Genomic DNA, 15,098 nt, shown 5'->3' with positions numbered 1-15,098 from the left:
TGCCTTTCTACAAGCTACTTGGTTGCGTTCACGTTCTCGACGACGACTGCCAGCCCCTGGCCCACGCCGATGCAGATCGCGGCGATGCCGTATCGTTCGCCGGATTCCTGCAGCCGGCGGGCGACGGTGCCCAGGATGCGCAGGCCCGAGGCGCCCAGCGGGTGGCCGATGGAGATGGCCCCGCCCCAGGCGTTGACGATCGCCGGGTCGATATCCCAGGCGCGGATGCAGGCCAGCGACTGGGCGGCGAAAGCCTCGTTCAGTTCTACCGCGGCGATGTACGACCACTTCAGGCCGGCCTTGGCCAGCGCCTTGTTGGCCGCCTCGACCGGTGCGAAGCCGAAGAACTGCGGGTCCAGGGCGGCAGCGCCGTTGGAGACAATGCGGGCAATCGGGTCTGCGCCCAGCAGTTGCCCGCCGCGCTCGGAGCCGAGGAAGGCGGCCGAGGCGCCGTCGCTCATCGGCGAGGCGTTGCCGGCGGTGACCGTGGCGTTCTCCCCGGTGCGGAAGACGGTGCGCAGCTTGGAGAGGGTTTCGGTGGTGGAATCTGCGCGGATGGTCTCGTCGCGGGTGACTTCCACCCCGCGCTTGGTTGCCGGCGGCACCGGAACCACCAGGTTCTCGTACTTGCCGGCCTCCCAGGCGGCCGCCGCCTGCTGGTGCGAGCGGGCCGAGAACTCGTCCTGGTCCTCGCGGGAGATGTTGTGCTTCTCGCGCAGCTGCTCGGTGGCCTCACCCAGCGACACCGTCCACTGACCCGGCATGGCCGGGTTGACCAGGCGCCAGCCCAGGGTGGTGTTGGCAAGTTCCATATTGCTCATCGGGAACGGGCGCTCGGTCTTGGGCAGCACCCAGGGGGCGCGGGACATGGATTCGACGCCACCGACCAGAACCAGGTCCGCGTCGCCGGTGGCGATCTGCCGGGAGGCGGCGATGGAGGCATCCAGCGAGGAGCCGCACAGGCGGTTCATCGTGGTGCCCGGCAGCGAGGTGGGCAGGCCAGCGAGCAGGGTGGCCATGCGGGCCACATTGCGGTTTTCCTCGCCGGCGCCGTTGGCGTTGCCGAAGATCGACTCGTCGATTTGCGCACTGTCCAGCTGCGGAGCGCGGGCTACCAGTTCGCGCACCACGTGGGCGGCCAGGTCGTCGGGACGGTGGCTGGACAGGGAGCCGCCGATTTTGCCGAATGGCGTGCGGATTGCGTCGTATAGGTAGGCCTGCTGCATCGTCTCACTGCTCCATCGCTATAAGATGTTCACATTGTGAACTTATGTTCGTATGTTGAACTTTACCAGTTTCCACCCATCGGACACAAGGGTTTGGCCAGTCCCACCTGTTCGCTGTGCGAACTTTTGGTCACTATGCGAATGAGGTGCTAGTCTCACTTGGTCATGAACTGCATCACTGCCATGGCGTCGCGTCTTCGAAAGGATCAAGATTGTCCGCGCCCACCACTAGCACCTCCCCACAACGACTCGGTGGCTGGATCGCCGCCCTCTGCTTTTTCATCGTGGTCTTCGAGGGCTACGACATCGTCGCACTGGGCGCCACAATCCCAATGCTCACCGACCCGGATGTCGGCGGCTTCAGCGTCGGAGCCATGAACTGGGTCAACACCTTCTCGCTGATCGGCGTGGGCGTGGGCGCCGCATTCATGGGCCGCTTGGCCGACCGTTTCGGTCGGCGCCGCCCACTGCTGCTCGCAGTGCTCGTCTTCTCGATCTTCACACTGGTCTTCCCGCTCATGCCCTCGGCGTTCCTGATGGGCCTGGTGCGCTTCATCGCGGGCCTCGGGCTGGGCGGCTGCATGCCGGTAGCGCTGGCGCTGATGCAGGAGAACGCGCCGGTGGGACGCCGCGCGCTGGCCAACAACTTGCCGATGGTCGGCTACCATCTCGGCGCGGTGCTGGCCTCGCTGGCTGGCAAGGCCGCCGGCGTGCACTGGTCGCTGCTCTACTACCTGGGCGGCGGCCTGGGCCTGGCGCTGCTGGCGCTGCTGTGGTTCAAGCTGCCGGATAGCGAAGTGGCTGCCGCGGATGAGCGGACCTCGGCAATGGATGTGCTCAAGCCCAAGTACCTGCGCAGCTCCATCGGCTTGTGGATTGCCGCCTTCATGGGCCTGGTGCTGGTCTACGGCCTGAATGCCTGGCTGCCGAAGATCATGGGCGCTGCCGGCTACCCGGTGGCCGATTCGCTGACCATGCTCTTCGTGCTGAACCTCGGCGCGATTGCCGGCCTGATCATCAGCGCCTACGCGGCGGATGCCAAGGGCATCAAGCTCATCTCGCTGCTCTGGTTCGCCGCGTCCGCGGTGTTCCTGCTGCTGCTGGCCGTGCCATTCGGCAGCCAGGTGCTGCTCACCGCGATCCTGTTCGTCACCGGCATCTTCGTGTTCAGCGCCCAGTGCCTGATGTATGTCTATGCCGGGCACGTGTACCCGCGCGACATGGTGGCTACCGGCATCGGCCTGGCCTCGGGCATCGGCCGCTTCGGCGCCATCATCGGCCCCTACGTCACCGGCCTGATGGTTGCCGCGGGTACTGCCTACCCGGGCGCGTTCTTCCTCTATGGCGGTGCGGCTCTGATCGCAGTCTTGGTCATCGCGCAGATCCCGAAGCCGAAGAGCGCGTAGCCGCGCGCAGCAGCTGTTCCCTGCACGCAACGCCGGGCCCCTTCCCAAGGGGCCCGGCGTTCTTCATGCTGCGATCGAGGCGCCTTTCACCTGTGCACTGCTATTGGGCGTTGAAAGCGACATCCAGCGGCTGCCACCCGGTGGTTTCGTCGAACTCCGGCTCCTGCAAAGCCAGCCGGCAGATCGATCCGATGAAGTTCCCATCCTTGTCGTAGGCGACCTCGTCCCAGGTGCTGTCGATGCCCTGGCAGGACACCGGCTCAATCTGGCCGCTCTCCTTACCCTCGGAATCGAGCACCTCGCCGGCGGCGCGTTCCATCCCGAAGTTGGCAAAGGCCACCTTGTCATCGCCATCTTCTTCCTGGAACTGGTCCAGGCTGCTGGAGATCTCGACGATGCTGAACTGCCCGTCGGCAATGCTCCCGCCCTCGGCGTACACCCGGTCGATTGCGGCGATCTGCTCCTGGCACAGCGAGCAGTCCGGAGCGGAGAATTCCTTGAGCGACGCAGTGTCTCCGGTGGCCACCGCATGGTTCAGCAGGGCTACCCAGTAGTCGACAGCGGCTTCAAGGCCCTCCTCGGTTTCCTCCTCCAAGCCCGCAGGCGGTTGCGGCGCCTCGGCAGCCTGCTGCGCAGAATCCGAGCCGGATGCCGCCGTGGCGTCCGGCTGATTGCCGGCACCCTCCTCGGACACTCCGACGCAACCGCTGGCGGCCAGCGCCACGGCAGCCGACAGCGCAACCAGTTCCACTTTATGAATTCGAACCATGTCCACCCGCTCCTCAATAGGTACGCCCCCACCTGCAACCGACAATACATCAATCGGTTGGAAAATAGGATGCCGAGAGGCTAATTCATTCTCCGCTTCTTCGGCCTACTGGCCGCGGCCTGGAGTGGGAGGCGTTGGAGGCTGCTCATCGGGCGGATTGCCGGCACCCGGGTCGGGCTCCGTTCCCGGCTCCGGGACGCGCGGCGCCATGCCCGTGGCGGGACGCGGCGGGGTGAGCACCGAGGCATAGTCGTGCTCGTCCGAGTACCGCAGGAAGGACAGGTGCGTTTCGTAGCGGTCCAGCACATCGTTGATGACCTGGTCGCGTTCCAGGCCCATCAGGTCGTAGCCTTCGGGGCCGGTCTGGGTGAAGACCTCGAGCCGGAAATACACGTCGATTTCGCGGGACATCGAACGCGCGCCGAACATCGGCACAGGAGCTTCCACCGCGGCCACCTGGTAATGGAAATCCCGGTGGTCCGGGATGTGGATGACCAGAGCATGCTCGGGGATCTTCGTCTGCTCGTTGGGCGTGGTGGACAGCTCGGCCTGGTAGCCGAGTTCCTCGAATTCCTTCGCCACTTCCACCAGCGCCGGGTGGATGACCTTCTCCACGTAGCGGGCCACCTGCTTGTTCGACGGGTAGGAGCGCAGCTGGGCCAGCCGCTGGCGCCAGGTCTTGTCCGGGGCCGCTCCGCCATGCGCGGCGGTGGCCTTGCGCCGGTTCATCCGGCCCTCGCGTTCGGCGCGCTCCATGCGCAGCACCTTGGAGAAGGAAGCCATCACCAGGTAGGCGATGATGGTCACCGGCAGCGCGAAGATCAGCGTGGCGTGCTCCATGGTGGTCACCCCGCCGGCCACCAGCATGGCAATGGTCAGCATCGCGGTGGCCAAAGCCCAGAAGATGCGCAGCCACTTCGGCCCGTCCTGCGACGGGTCCGGGATGGTCGAGGATAAGTTGGACATCACCATCGCGCCGGAGTTCGCGCTGGTCAGGTAGAACAGCAGGCCGGAAAGAGTGGCCAGGCCGATGAGGAAGGGCGCGCCAGGGAACATTTCCAGCAGCGCATACCATCCGTGCTCCGGCTCCGCCATGGCCCGCTCGGCGAAGCCGGTATTGCCGTCCATGACCACCTTCAGCGCGCTGTTGCCGAAGATCGAGACGATGAAGAAGTCGCAGAGCACCGGGGCGGTGATCGCCGCGATGACGAATTCGCGCAGGGTGCGCCCGCGCGAGATGAGCGCTAGGAACATGCCGACGAACGGCCCCCAGGCCAGCCAGAAGGCCCAGAAGAACAGCGTCCAGCTGGCCATCCAGTCGGGCCCGTCGGCCTCGTAGGCGAAGGTCTGCAAGGTGCGTTCGGGCAGGGTGAAGATGAACCGGCCGATGTTCTCCACCAGCGCGCTGAGCAGGAAGGAGGTCTTGCCGGTGACCAGGATGTAGAGCATCATGGCGGCCGCGGACCACAGGTTCAGCTCGGAGATGATGCGGATGCCCTTGTCCACCCCGGAGGTGCAGGCAGCGATGGTCAGCACCACTGCCACCCCGATCAGGGCGATCTGCAGGGCCAGCCCCTCGGGCAGCCCGAAGATCATCGAGAAGCCCACATTCAGCAGCACGACGCCGATGCCCATGGAGGTCGCGACGCCGAAGACGGTGCCCACCAGGGCGAAGATGTCGATCACGTCGCCGGTGCCGCCGCGCACGCGCTTGCCCAGCAGCGGGTAGAGCGCCGCGCGGATGGACAGCGGCATGCCCCAGCGGTAGGCGAAGTAGCCCATGGCCATGCCCAGCAGCGAGTACATGGACCAGCCGGCGATGCCGTAGTGGAACATCGTCCAGACCACCGCGTCCTGGGCGGCCGCGGCGGATTCGGGATCAGCCGCCGGCGGGGCGATGTACTGGGTAATCGGCCCGGTCACCGAATAGAAGAGCATGTCGATGCCCACGCCGGCGGCGAAGAGCATCGCCACCCAGGTGACCAAGTTGTATTGCGGCCGCGAATGGTCCGGGCCCAGCCGGACGCTGCCTTCCTTGGAGAAGGCCACCCAGAGCACGAACAGCACCACCGCGGTCACCGCCAGCACGTAGAACCAGCCCAGGTTCGTGGAGATCCACGATACCGCCGAGCGCATCGCCGAGGCCGCGGCATCCGGGCGAGCATCGCCCACAGGGAGAATCCCAGAATGACCGCGGCGGCAATCACGAACACCCGCCAGTTGACCTTGGTGCCGGGGTGCTCGATGAGTTCCCCGGGGCCCTTGCTCAGTTCAGTACTGGTGATCGGCGCCCTGAATTCCTCGGCTTCGGGGTTCCTCGGCTTCTTGCTGACACCGAACTTGCTGCGTCCAACGGTAAGATTCGGCTTCTCATCTGGATCCGGCGACGTACCGCTGCGCTCTGCCACCATGATCTCCCTGAAGTCCAGGTGCAATCACGGCTCCGGTCCCCTCGCCCGCCTATACTGCGCCACTCGCCCGGCGGGCGCGTGACCCCCTCCGCAAGGCCGTGGTCATCGGTGTACCTGTGCTCAGCCTAGGCACGTTGCGATTCGCGGGTCTAGCATCCCGGGAGTTGAATCGCTCTCTTTCGCCTGCCGCCAGGCCGCTGGCCTGCTGGTCTAGAGTAGTGCCATGGCCAATTCGCCCAGCGGGGATTCGATGCTGGACCGCCTGGTGCGGATCCTTGACGCCTTCGACGCGCACAACCCGCAGCTGACCGTCAGCGCGCTGTCCCGCCGGGCGGATGTCCCGCTGGCCACGGCCTACCGGCTGGTCGAATCGCTGGCTGCCCACGACCTGCTCTCCCGCGACGCGGACGGGCAGGTGCGCCTCGGCTTGCGGCTCTGGGAGCTGGCCAATCGCAGCGCGTCCACGCTTGGCCTGCGCCAGGCGGCCCTGCCCTTCATGGAGGACATCAACCAGCTCATCGGCCAGAATACCCAGCTCTCGGTGCTGGACCGGGACGAGGTGCTCATTATTGAGCGGCTCTCCCGACCAGGTTCCGTGGTGAACCAGGCCAACGTGGCAGGCCGGATGCCGGTGCACCGCACCTCGATGGGCATGGCCCTGCTGGCTTTTGCCCGGCCGGATGCGATCGCCGGGTATCTTGCCCGCCATCAGGCATCGATGGATGCAACCCACCCGGACTTCCGTGCCGAGATCGCGGAGATCCGCCGCAACGGCTACGCCTCCTTCGATGGTTTCATCGACCCGCAGACCACGGGCGTCGCCGCCCCGATCCTCGACGAGTCGGGCTACCAGATCGCGGTAATCTCGGTCGTGGTACCCAGGGATTCGGGAATCCTGCACTCCGCCGCGCTGGCGCTGCGCACCGCGGCCCGGGGCATTTCCCGCGCGCTGGCTCCGACCACCTGATTCCGCCGGTTCCCTGCCCAGCTAGGCCCATTGGCCCTGCAGGGCCGCCAGCGTCTCCACGACTATGGCGCTGCGGCTGACCGATTTCGGCATGGCCGCCACCAGCGAATTGGGCTCGGTGTGCTCGGCGAGCGGCCGGAAGACCAGCGGCCGGTCCTCCATGCTGCTCTGCGTGGGTTGCATCAGCAGCGAGTACGCCAACCCCCGGCCCACCACCGCATGAATGGAGGGCACATTCGACAGCAGCCAGCTGACCTGCGCCGTAGCACCGTGGCGCTTGAACTCGTCCAGCGTATGCTGCAGCGCCGGCTCCAAATCAAGGAATGCGGCCGGATACTCGGCCAGCTGGGCGAAACTGATCTGCTCATGCCGGGCCAGCGGATGTTCCGGGCTCACCACCACCTGCCGGTGGAATTCCTTGAGCACCACCAGCGCGCAGTCGGGACCGAATTGGGTTTCATAACCGAGGGACAGCTGCGTGCGTCCGGAGAAAAGTGCCTCCTGTATTTCGGGGCCGCTGCCTTCGATGAAACTGAGCTGCAGTTTCGGATGCCTGCTGCTGAACCACTCGATGAGGTGCGGGATGACATGGACCGCCAACGTGGTGAAGACTCCCACGGTCAGCCGCCCGGCCAGCCCGGTATGCACCTGGGAGACCGCATCTCGCAGATGCTCCACCTGATCGGTAATAATCCTCGCCCGGGTGGCAACCTCCTGGCCCTCGGCGGTCAGCGCGACGCCGCGGCCACGCTGGCGCATGGCGAGCGTGACTCCCAGCGCCTGCTCGAGCTGACCGAGGGCCAGGCTGACCGCACCCTGGCTGACGTGGCACAACCGCGCTGCCTGGGTCACAGATTGGGTTTCGGCGATTGCCGCGAAGTATTCGAGCTGCCGCAATGTCAGTTCGCTCATTAGTTCTCCTTATGTCAGTCTGCAGTAATTCTAGCTAGGCAAATGTGACGGCGGACACCAAACTGGAGTGAGCGTCCCGGGAAACCAGTCCATCCCCGGCATCATCCGTTGAAAGCGAGAGATCCAGCATGAGCCATTCCGAGCCCGCCGACCTGATTCCATACGTCGTCACCTTGGGCACCGCCGGCGGCCCGCGCTGGTGGAAAGACCACCGCGGCACCCCGAGATTCGGCATCGCCACTGCGGTGGTGGTCGGCGAGACTTGGTACCTGGTCGATTGCGGCCAAGGGGCTGGGCGCCAAGCCAACGCGGCAGGGCTGCAGATGTCGCAGCTGGGCGGAATCTTCATCACCCACATGCACTCGGACCACACCGTGGATCTGCCTTCGCTGCTGCTCTTCGGCGCCTTCGAGCTGAAGAACGCCACTCGCGGGCCAATTCCCATCATCGGTCCAGGCGACCGCGGCAAGCTGCCGCCGCTCTCTCCCCGGGCGACCTCCGTGCCCGAGCCCATCGCCCCGACGCGTCCGACCCCCGGAATCGATGGCCTGGTCTCAGGAATCCTTTCCGCCTACGCCACCGACTGCAATGACCGGATCTTCGATTCGCTGGCACTCTCCCCCGCCACGCAATTCGAGCCGCGAGAAATCCGCCTGCCCGAATCGATTGGCTTCGACCCCGACACCGAAGTGGCTCCACCGATGGAACCCATCGAAGTCTTCCGCGATGGCAACGTCACCGTGACAGCCATCTTGGTCTCCCACCACCCCACCGCCCCGGCTTACGCCTTCCGCTTCGATACCACCGGCGGTTCGGTGACGATTTCTGGGGATACCGCGCCCTGCGCCAACATGGCGGCCCTGGCCCGCGGCACCGACCTGCTGCTGCACGAGGCCATCAATCTGGACATCCTGGCAGCGCAGTACTCCGACGCGCAAATGCTGCAGGCCACCATGGACCACCACCGTCGGGCGCACACCACGGCAGCCGAGGCGGGGCAGATCGCTGCCGAAGCGGGGGTCGCCCATCTGGCCCTGCACCATCTGGTCCCCAGTTACAGCCCGCCAGAGGCTTGGCAGGAGGCGCGCTCGCGCTTCAGCGGGCAGCTCTCAATTCCCGATGACCTCGACGTGATCCCCTTCGGACCGGCTGCCCGCGCCTCCTTGGCGCCGGCAACAGCCCGCACCAGCAACAACTAGCATCCCCAGCACGCACCGAAAGGACAGAGCCATGAGCCAGAACCCGCAGGCAATGCCACCCACACCGGCACCACAAGGCACGACCTACCATGCCAACCCCAAGGAGATGCGCAGGATCCTGTTTTCCAGCTTCCTGGGCACCGCCGTGGAGTACTACGACTTCATCCTCTATGCCACCGCCGCGGGCATCGTCTTCAACCAAGTGTTCTTCGCCGGCCTGGACCCGAACGCCGCACTGTTCGTTTCCTTCGGCACCTTGGCCGTGGGCTACATCGCCCGCCCATTGGGCGCGTTCATCTTCGGCAACCTGGGCGACAAGATCGGGCGCAAGGCCATCCTGATCACCACGGTGCTGGCCATGGGCATCGCTTCCACACTCATGGGACTGCTGCCCACCACCGCGCAGATCGGTGTCTGGGCACCGATTCTGCTGGTCAGCTTGCGCGTTTTCCAGGGCCTTGCCGTGGGCGGCGAATGGGGCGGCGCGATGCTGCTGGCCTTCGAGAACTCGAAAAAGAGCTCACGCGGCTTCGCCTCGGCCTTCGCCTACATGGGCGCGCCTGCGGGCACCATCCTGGGCACGCTGATCCTTTCCGGGATGTCGCTGCTGCCCAAAGCCGAATTCCTTGCCTGGGGCTGGCGGGTGCCGTTCCTCTTCTCCGCTGTGCTCATGATGCTGGCGATCTTCATCCGCATGCGCGTTTCCGAGTCGCGGATCTTCACCGAGGTCTCGGCAGCGGCTAAGAAAACCAAGAAGCGCATCCCCCTCGCCGAGCTGTTCCGCGATCACCGCACGCCGCTGCTGACCGCCGTGGTGGCCGGACTATCGGGCCAAATGGCACAGGGATTGATGGGTGCGTGGGCGATTTCCTTCGCCGTGCAGCAGGCCATCCTCGCTCAGACCGAAGTGCTGAACATCAAGGCCATTGGCGGGGTATTCACCGTGCTGGCCATCATCACTGCTTCCAAGCTCAGCGACCGGCTAGGCCGCCGCCGCATACTCATCTGGGGCAATATCGCAGCGATCCTGCTGGCCTTCCCGGTGATGGCCTTGCTGGAGATGGGCAGCACCGTGGCCTTCATGCTTGCGATCGTGCTGGGACTGAGCTTGGTACAGGGCTTTACGTCCGGGCCTTACGGCGCCTTCGCCGGCGAGCTGTTCCCAACCGCAGTGCGCTATTCCGGAACCTCGGTGGGCTATCAGCTGGCGTCCACCCTCGGTGCCGGTTTCACCCCGATGATCGCCACCGCCCTGGTGATAGCTGGCGGCGGGAAGCTCTGGCTGGTAGCGATGCTGTGGATGTCATTCTCCGGCATGTCCCTAGTTGCCTTGCTGCGCTCGCAGGACCGTTCCGGTTCAGAGATCCAGAATTTGGACGCTGAGATGGGCTCGGCCGTGGCGGTCGGCAAATCCAGCGAGGCCCAAAGCCAGGAAGCCGCCGCAATGCGAAGCTGATTCCATCACTGCCGAGGAAAGGGCGAAGCCCGGGGCGATCCATCAGTGCGGATCACCCCGGGCTTCGCCCTGCTCCTGCGCGGCTCTTGGTTGACGCCGGGAATCTTCGCGCAGCTGTTCCAGCGCATCGGCCACTCACCGTGGCGACATGCGCCAGGCGACCAGACCACTTCCAAATTCTGCTCCATGTCATCAGCCACCAGCATGTGGGCGACTCCAGCCCGTCGAAGGTGTTCCGCGTGGCCGAAACGCCATGGGCACATGTGCCGACAATTCATACCGGGCCCGAACTTGCTAGCTGCTTCAGCAGGAGCCGCAGCAAGGGAACAACCTGCCGTCGAAAGCCAGAGTAAGCCCACTGACGAGCCGCACGGCGTACCCCAGCATCAGTTCCTATTTCGGGATGCGCGCCATGGCGGAATGGCTGCCGGATTCGCTAGATCTCTGGGTGAAATTGCGTTGGCTTCAACCTGCGGGACGCCCTAGCGCACCCTGAAGACATCGATGCGCACGCCGTCGGGACGCCGCTCGCCCACGCCGAGGAACAGCGTGCGGTTCATCCAGGCATGCGGACCCGACTCATCGGCCGAGAGCTGCGGGACGCAGCGGAAGTAGACCCGGGACGGATCCACGCGTTCCCCGGCCATCATTTTCTCCAGGTCCGCAGGGGCCGCTACGCGCACCGCCCGGTTCTCCACCAGGATGCGCTGCCCGTCCTGAAGCTCTAGCACGTAGTTCGCTTCCAGCAGGGCCAGATCCGCGGATGGGTAGCGCTGGAAGTCGGCTCCGGCGTCCAGCACCTTCCCGGCCAGCCCGGGGCCGGCGACGCGTCCGCCCCGGATCGGGGCCACCCTGCGGATGCCTTGGGCCGTGCTGCCGATCTGGATGGTTTCGCTGACCTCGACATCGATGCTGGCCACGAACTCAAGTGCCGGCGGGGTTGGGATGTGCGGCATTCCGTCTCCTTCCAAGAGCGCTTGCCTGCGGTTTTCGGCAGGCACAGCCTATTCTGCCTTGGCAGGCTGAACTGCGGCTTGCGCGGGCGCTGGCTGCTGCGCGTTGCCTGTTCCCGGCGAGCGCAGCAGCGCCAGGGCCACCGCGGCAACCAGCACCACGACGCCCACGCCCAGGTAGAGCTGGCCCGCGGTCCACGAGGCGTCGAGCAGCGTGCCTGCGGCCAGCGGGGCGAGGATGGCGCCGAACCGGCCGATGCCAATGGCCCACCCAACGCCCGTGCCGCGCGACTGCGGGGCGTAGGAGGCCGGGGCCAGGGTGTACAGGCCGGCAACACAGCCGTTGATCAGCATGCCGACCAGGACACCGAGCACGAAGGCCAGGGCGAGGATGCCAGCTGCCGAGATGAAGACCACCATGAGCACCGAAGACAGCACGGTGAACGCGATGAGCACCTTGCGCACCGCCCACTTGGCAGTGAGCGCACCGAAGAGCAACGAGCCGAAGGTGCCGCCCAGGGTCAGCATCAATCCGCCGACCACGCCTTGGCTTTCGGTCATGCCCGCGGTGACCAGCAGCTTCGGGGTCCAGCTGTTCACGAAGTAGAAGCCGAACATCACGGCGAAGAAGGCCACCCAGATCACCGTGGTCACCCGTCGGGTCTGCGGGGAGAACAGCGCGAAGACGGCATTGCGGCCCGAGCCGGACGCGGTGCCGCCCTGCTCGGGCAGCACGACATCCTCGGTTCCCAGGCGCATCTTGCGGGCCAGCCGGCCCAGCTTCTGGGTAGTGCGCACAGTGCGCCGGGTGAGCAGGAAGTCCACGGATTCGGGGACGACTGCCAGCAGCGCGAGGAAGGCGACCATGGTCAGCACGCCGCCGAAAATGAAGACCGAACGCCAGCCGTAGTGCGCCTGCAGCCAGACCGCTGCCATGCCGCCCAGGGTGGCGCCGACGCCGTAGCCAGCGGTGTAGATGCTCACCGCCATGCCGCGCCAGCGGCCATTGGAGTACTCGCTGGTGATCACGTTGGTGCAGGCCAGGATGCCACCGACGCCCAGCCCCGTGACGATGCGCCAGATGGCAAGGCTCGTCATGGAATCCGCGGTGGATGAGAGGAACATGCCCGCGGCGGCGAGCGCGGTGGTGCCCAGCAGCATCGGCCGGCGTCCGAACAGGTCCGCAAACGGGGCCAGGAACAGCGACCCGGCAGCCATGCCGAACAGGCCGGCACTCAGCAGCACGCCCAGCTGCGCTCCGTTCAAGGAGAACTCTTCGGAAACCTGGTTCGCGGTAAATGCCATCGCCAAGACGTCGAACCCGTCGAGGGCGTTGAGGAAGGTGCAGACTGCGACGACCAGCCATTGGAAGGCCGACATCGGCGAATTCTCGATTCTCTGCTTGATGTCCATGGGGAGCTGTCTCCAGTTTCGGGGTGCACCGAGCCGCCCGCGGGCCAATAACGGTGCGCGGGCGGAGGTGCCAGGATAAAATGTCCGGCTAGTTCGGTTCGATGGTCACCACGGCGAGCCCGCTGCCGGTGGCGGCATCGGCCTTGGCGCCCGTGGGTGAGGTGATGGCGCGCGAGACGCAGCAGTTCATCTTGCTCGACTGGCGTTTCTGGCGTTCGGAGTAGAACACGTCGCGGTGGTCGATGCGCCCGGTGATCTCGGTGATGCGCACCTCGCACAAGCCGCACTCGCCCTTGCGGCAGTCGGACATCATGTCCGCGCCGGCATCTTCCAGGGCTTCGAGCATGGACCGGCCCTGCGGGACCCTCACTTCCAGGTCCAGCTTGGGAACGCGGACTATGAATTCTTCCGGGTCATGCCAGCCCGAGTTGCCAAAGGTCTCATAGCGCAGCGCCGAAGGTTCCAGCTCGCGCTCGAGCCAGCCCCGGCGCACCGCATCCATGAGCCTGATCGGCCCGCACATGTACAGTTCGGTCTCTTCGCCGGCGCGGGCCAACAGCTGATCGACCTTCAGCGAGGTGTCTTCGTCATCGACGTGCACCTCCAGCCGGGAACCGTGCTCGGCCTGCAGTTCCGGAAGGTAGGCCATGGCCGAACGCTTGCGTCCGGCGAAAACCAGCGTGTAATCGGCATTCAGCCGCTTGAGCACCGACGCCATGTTCACCATGGCGGTGATGCCGACCCCGCCGGCCAGCAACAGGTAATGGCCGGCTCCCACGCGCAGAGGGAAGTTCTGCAACGGCTGGGTGATCTGCAGCCGGTCCCCCACCTCCAGCTCATGCATGTAGGACGAGCCACCGCGGGACAGCGGCGCCTTGAGCACACTGATCACCAGGGTGCTTCCGTCCGCGCTGGACTCCACCACGGAGTAGGAACGCTTGGCTTCATCGCCGTTGATCCGCACCATCACATCGATGTGGGATCCCGGCTCGGCGCGCTTAGGCAGTTGCGGGGCGAGCTCAATGCGCTTGATCCCGTCGGCCACCTCCACGATGCGGGTGACTTCTGCGTCCTGCCAGACTTCAATATTTGTCGCTGCCACGATCGAGGCACCAACCTTTCATCTCGGGGGAAGGGCGCGCTAGGCGTTGGCCAGCTGAGTCGTTTCGGCGGCGATCATGGATTCGAGGATCCGGCGCACCCACATGCCTCCGGCGTCGATGTTCAGGTTGTAGAACTCGTAGTCCGGGTTCGCATCAATGGCTTCCTGCTGGGCCTTGAGCATCGCTTCGTCTTCGCCGAAGACGCCATGCACGCCATCGCGCAGCTGGGTGGTGATCAGCTGGCTGTCCAGGCAGTAGTTGCGCATGAACGCCCAGAAGTAGTGCGAGCTGCGGTCGGTTTCGGGGGTGATGGTGTTCATCACGAAACCGTTCACCCCCTGGCTGCGGTCTCCTTCAGGCGCCCCGGTGCCGGCCTTGGCGACGCCCACGTCGATGGTGATGGTTGCCGGTGCCTCGAAGTGGATGATCTGCCAGCGGTCCACCTTTCCTTCGAAGCCGGGGAATTTGTCGCGCATGTTCTTCAACCAGAACGGCGGGGCATCGATGTTATGCATCCAGCGGGTCACGGTGACCTTGTTGCCCTCATGGGTGGTGATGAATTCCGAGTCGCTGAGCTCATCCTGGCCAATCGAGGAGGAATGCACGAATTCCTCATGGGTCAGGTCCATCAGGTTGTCGAGGATCAGCTGGTAGTTGCAGTCCGCGGCGATGGTCATGCCATCCCCTGCCCACTGGTCGGAAGTCATCTGGTGCATATCCGGGACCAGCTGCGGGTCGGCCAGGGTCGGGTCACCCATCCAGACCCACACGTAGCGGTAGCGCTCGACCACGGGGAAGGACGGAACCGTTGCCGAAGGGTTGATGGTTTCCTGGGCGGGCATGGAGACGCAACGGCCGGCGGAGTTGTAGACGATGCCGTGGTACGGGCACTGCAGGCCGTCCTTGCCCACGGTCTTGCCCATGGACAGCGGGGCCAGTCGGTGCCAGCAGGAGTCGGCCAGCGCGACAGCCTTGCCGTCCTCGGTGCGGTACAGCGCCACCGGACGCTTGGCGATGGTGCGGGACATCGGCTTGCGAGTGACCTCGTGGTCCCAGGCAGCGACATACCAGGCGTTCAGCGGATGGCCCATGATCTTGGCGGTGGTGGTGCTCTTGGCTGCAACCTCGGTCATGACGGTCCTCTCGGTCATGGATCCGGCAGTGCGCGGCTGCGGCAGATCCAGCGTGTGATTTGCTCAGGGTGGAATGTGGGAAACTATCTATGTACATAGATAGTTCGCATGCCATTAGACTAGCTATACGGATAGTGATGTGCAATACAT

11 protein-coding genes and 1 pseudogene are annotated in these 15,098 nt (G+C 65.3%); 4 read left to right on the top strand and 8 right to left on the bottom strand.

What is annotated here, in order from left to right; genetic code table 11:
* Positions 1 to 14 precede the first annotated feature (14 nt).
* Positions 15 to 1,226, bottom strand: coding sequence for a thiolase family protein (locus BKX98_RS12225; RefSeq protein WP_073707434.1), 1,212 nt, complete (start codon positions 1,224 to 1,226; stop codon positions 15 to 17).
* Between the two features lie 212 nt (positions 1,227 to 1,438).
* Between BKX98_RS12225 and BKX98_RS12220 the strand changes: the two genes are divergently transcribed.
* Positions 1,439 to 2,632 carry an MFS transporter gene (locus tag BKX98_RS12220; RefSeq protein ID WP_073707433.1) on the top strand — a complete coding sequence of 398 codons (1,194 nt, stop codon included), beginning with the start codon at positions 1,439 to 1,441 and terminating at the stop codon, positions 2,630 to 2,632.
* Positions 2,633 to 2,732: 100 nt separating this feature from the next.
* On the opposite strand, the gene BKX98_RS12215 is transcribed toward BKX98_RS12220, so the two are convergent.
* A complete protein-coding gene (locus BKX98_RS12215) occupies positions 2,733 to 3,401 on the bottom strand; it encodes a DUF6318 family protein (RefSeq protein WP_143181111.1) in 669 nt (222 codons plus the stop codon).
* Between the two features lie 105 nt (positions 3,402 to 3,506).
* Positions 3,507 to 5,812: pseudogene (gene betT / locus BKX98_RS12210) on the bottom strand (choline BCCT transporter BetT).
* Positions 5,813 to 6,035: 223 nt separating this feature from the next.
* Here betT and BKX98_RS12205 point away from each other — a divergent pair.
* Complete coding sequence (locus BKX98_RS12205; RefSeq protein ID WP_073707431.1) at positions 6,036 to 6,779, top strand: IclR family transcriptional regulator; 744 nt, start codon at positions 6,036 to 6,038, stop codon at positions 6,777 to 6,779.
* 21 nt (positions 6,780 to 6,800) lie between these two features.
* Here BKX98_RS12205 and BKX98_RS12200 read toward each other — a convergent pair whose 3' ends face one another.
* Positions 6,801 to 7,691, bottom strand: coding sequence for a LysR family transcriptional regulator (locus BKX98_RS12200; protein ID WP_073707430.1), 891 nt, complete (start codon positions 7,689 to 7,691; stop codon positions 6,801 to 6,803).
* Between the two features lie 128 nt (positions 7,692 to 7,819).
* On the opposite strand from BKX98_RS12200, the gene BKX98_RS12195 reads away from it, so the two are divergent.
* Together BKX98_RS12195 and BKX98_RS12190 are read left to right on the top strand one after the other, a co-directional pair.
* On the top strand, positions 7,820 to 8,890 hold the full coding sequence (locus BKX98_RS12195; protein WP_073707429.1) for an MBL fold metallo-hydrolase: 1,071 nt from the start codon (positions 7,820 to 7,822) through the stop codon (positions 8,888 to 8,890).
* Between the two features lie 31 nt (positions 8,891 to 8,921).
* Positions 8,922 to 10,346, top strand: coding sequence for an MFS transporter (locus tag BKX98_RS12190; RefSeq protein ID WP_233125373.1), 1,425 nt, complete (start codon positions 8,922 to 8,924; stop codon positions 10,344 to 10,346).
* 482 nt (positions 10,347 to 10,828) lie between these two features.
* Here the strand turns inward: BKX98_RS12190 and BKX98_RS12185 are convergent, their stop codons facing one another.
* The 4 genes from BKX98_RS12185 to BKX98_RS12170 all read right to left on the bottom strand — a co-directional run bounded on the left by BKX98_RS12185 (position 10,829) and on the right by BKX98_RS12170 (position 14,948).
* Positions 10,829 to 11,302: a DUF3237 domain-containing protein gene (locus BKX98_RS12185; protein WP_073707428.1), complete on the bottom strand. Its 474-nt coding sequence runs from the start codon at positions 11,300 to 11,302 to the stop codon at positions 10,829 to 10,831.
* 48 nt (positions 11,303 to 11,350) lie between these two features.
* The gene (locus BKX98_RS12180) at positions 11,351 to 12,712 is read right to left on the bottom strand and encodes an MFS transporter (protein WP_073707427.1); all 1,362 of its coding nucleotides are present in this window, start codon (positions 12,710 to 12,712) and stop codon (positions 11,351 to 11,353) included.
* Between the two features lie 88 nt (positions 12,713 to 12,800).
* On the bottom strand, positions 12,801 to 13,814 hold the full coding sequence (locus BKX98_RS12175) for a PDR/VanB family oxidoreductase (protein WP_073707426.1): 1,014 nt from the start codon (positions 13,812 to 13,814) through the stop codon (positions 12,801 to 12,803).
* 39 nt (positions 13,815 to 13,853) lie between these two features.
* Complete coding sequence (locus BKX98_RS12170; protein ID WP_073707513.1) at positions 13,854 to 14,948, bottom strand: aromatic ring-hydroxylating dioxygenase subunit alpha; 1,095 nt, start codon at positions 14,946 to 14,948, stop codon at positions 13,854 to 13,856.
* Positions 14,949 to 15,098 lie beyond the last annotated feature (150 nt).

This window comes from Glutamicibacter sp. 0426, assembly GCF_001906485.1.
Lineage (GTDB): Bacteria > Actinomycetota > Actinomycetes > Actinomycetales > Micrococcaceae > Glutamicibacter > Glutamicibacter nicotianae.
The sequence above is the reverse complement of the archived record's forward strand: the minus strand, read 5'-3'. Positions and strand labels throughout refer to the sequence as shown.

Excerpts from the sequence above, each read along its gene's own strand:
- BKX98_RS12225 (WP_073707434.1), bottom strand. The coding sequence starts at position 1,226 with ATGCAGCAGGCCTACCTATACGACGCAATCCGCACGCCATTCGGCAAA.
- BKX98_RS12215 (WP_143181111.1), bottom strand. The coding sequence starts at position 3,401 with ATGGTTCGAATTCATAAAGTGGAACTGGTTGCGCTGTCGGCTGCCGTG.
- BKX98_RS12205 (WP_073707431.1), top strand. The coding sequence starts at position 6,036 with ATGGCCAATTCGCCCAGCGGGGATTCGATGCTGGACCGCCTGGTGCGG.
- BKX98_RS12200 (WP_073707430.1), bottom strand. The coding sequence starts at position 7,691 with ATGAGCGAACTGACATTGCGGCAGCTCGAATACTTCGCGGCAATCGCC.
- BKX98_RS12195 (WP_073707429.1), top strand. The coding sequence starts at position 7,820 with ATGAGCCATTCCGAGCCCGCCGACCTGATTCCATACGTCGTCACCTTG.
- BKX98_RS12190 (WP_233125373.1), top strand. The coding sequence starts at position 8,922 with ATGAGCCAGAACCCGCAGGCAATGCCACCCACACCGGCACCACAAGGC.
- BKX98_RS12185 (WP_073707428.1), bottom strand. The coding sequence starts at position 11,302 with ATGCCGCACATCCCAACCCCGCCGGCACTTGAGTTCGTGGCCAGCATC.
- BKX98_RS12180 (WP_073707427.1), bottom strand. The coding sequence starts at position 12,712 with ATGGACATCAAGCAGAGAATCGAGAATTCGCCGATGTCGGCCTTCCAA.
- BKX98_RS12170 (WP_073707513.1), bottom strand. The coding sequence starts at position 14,948 with ATGACCGAGGTTGCAGCCAAGAGCACCACCACCGCCAAGATCATGGGC.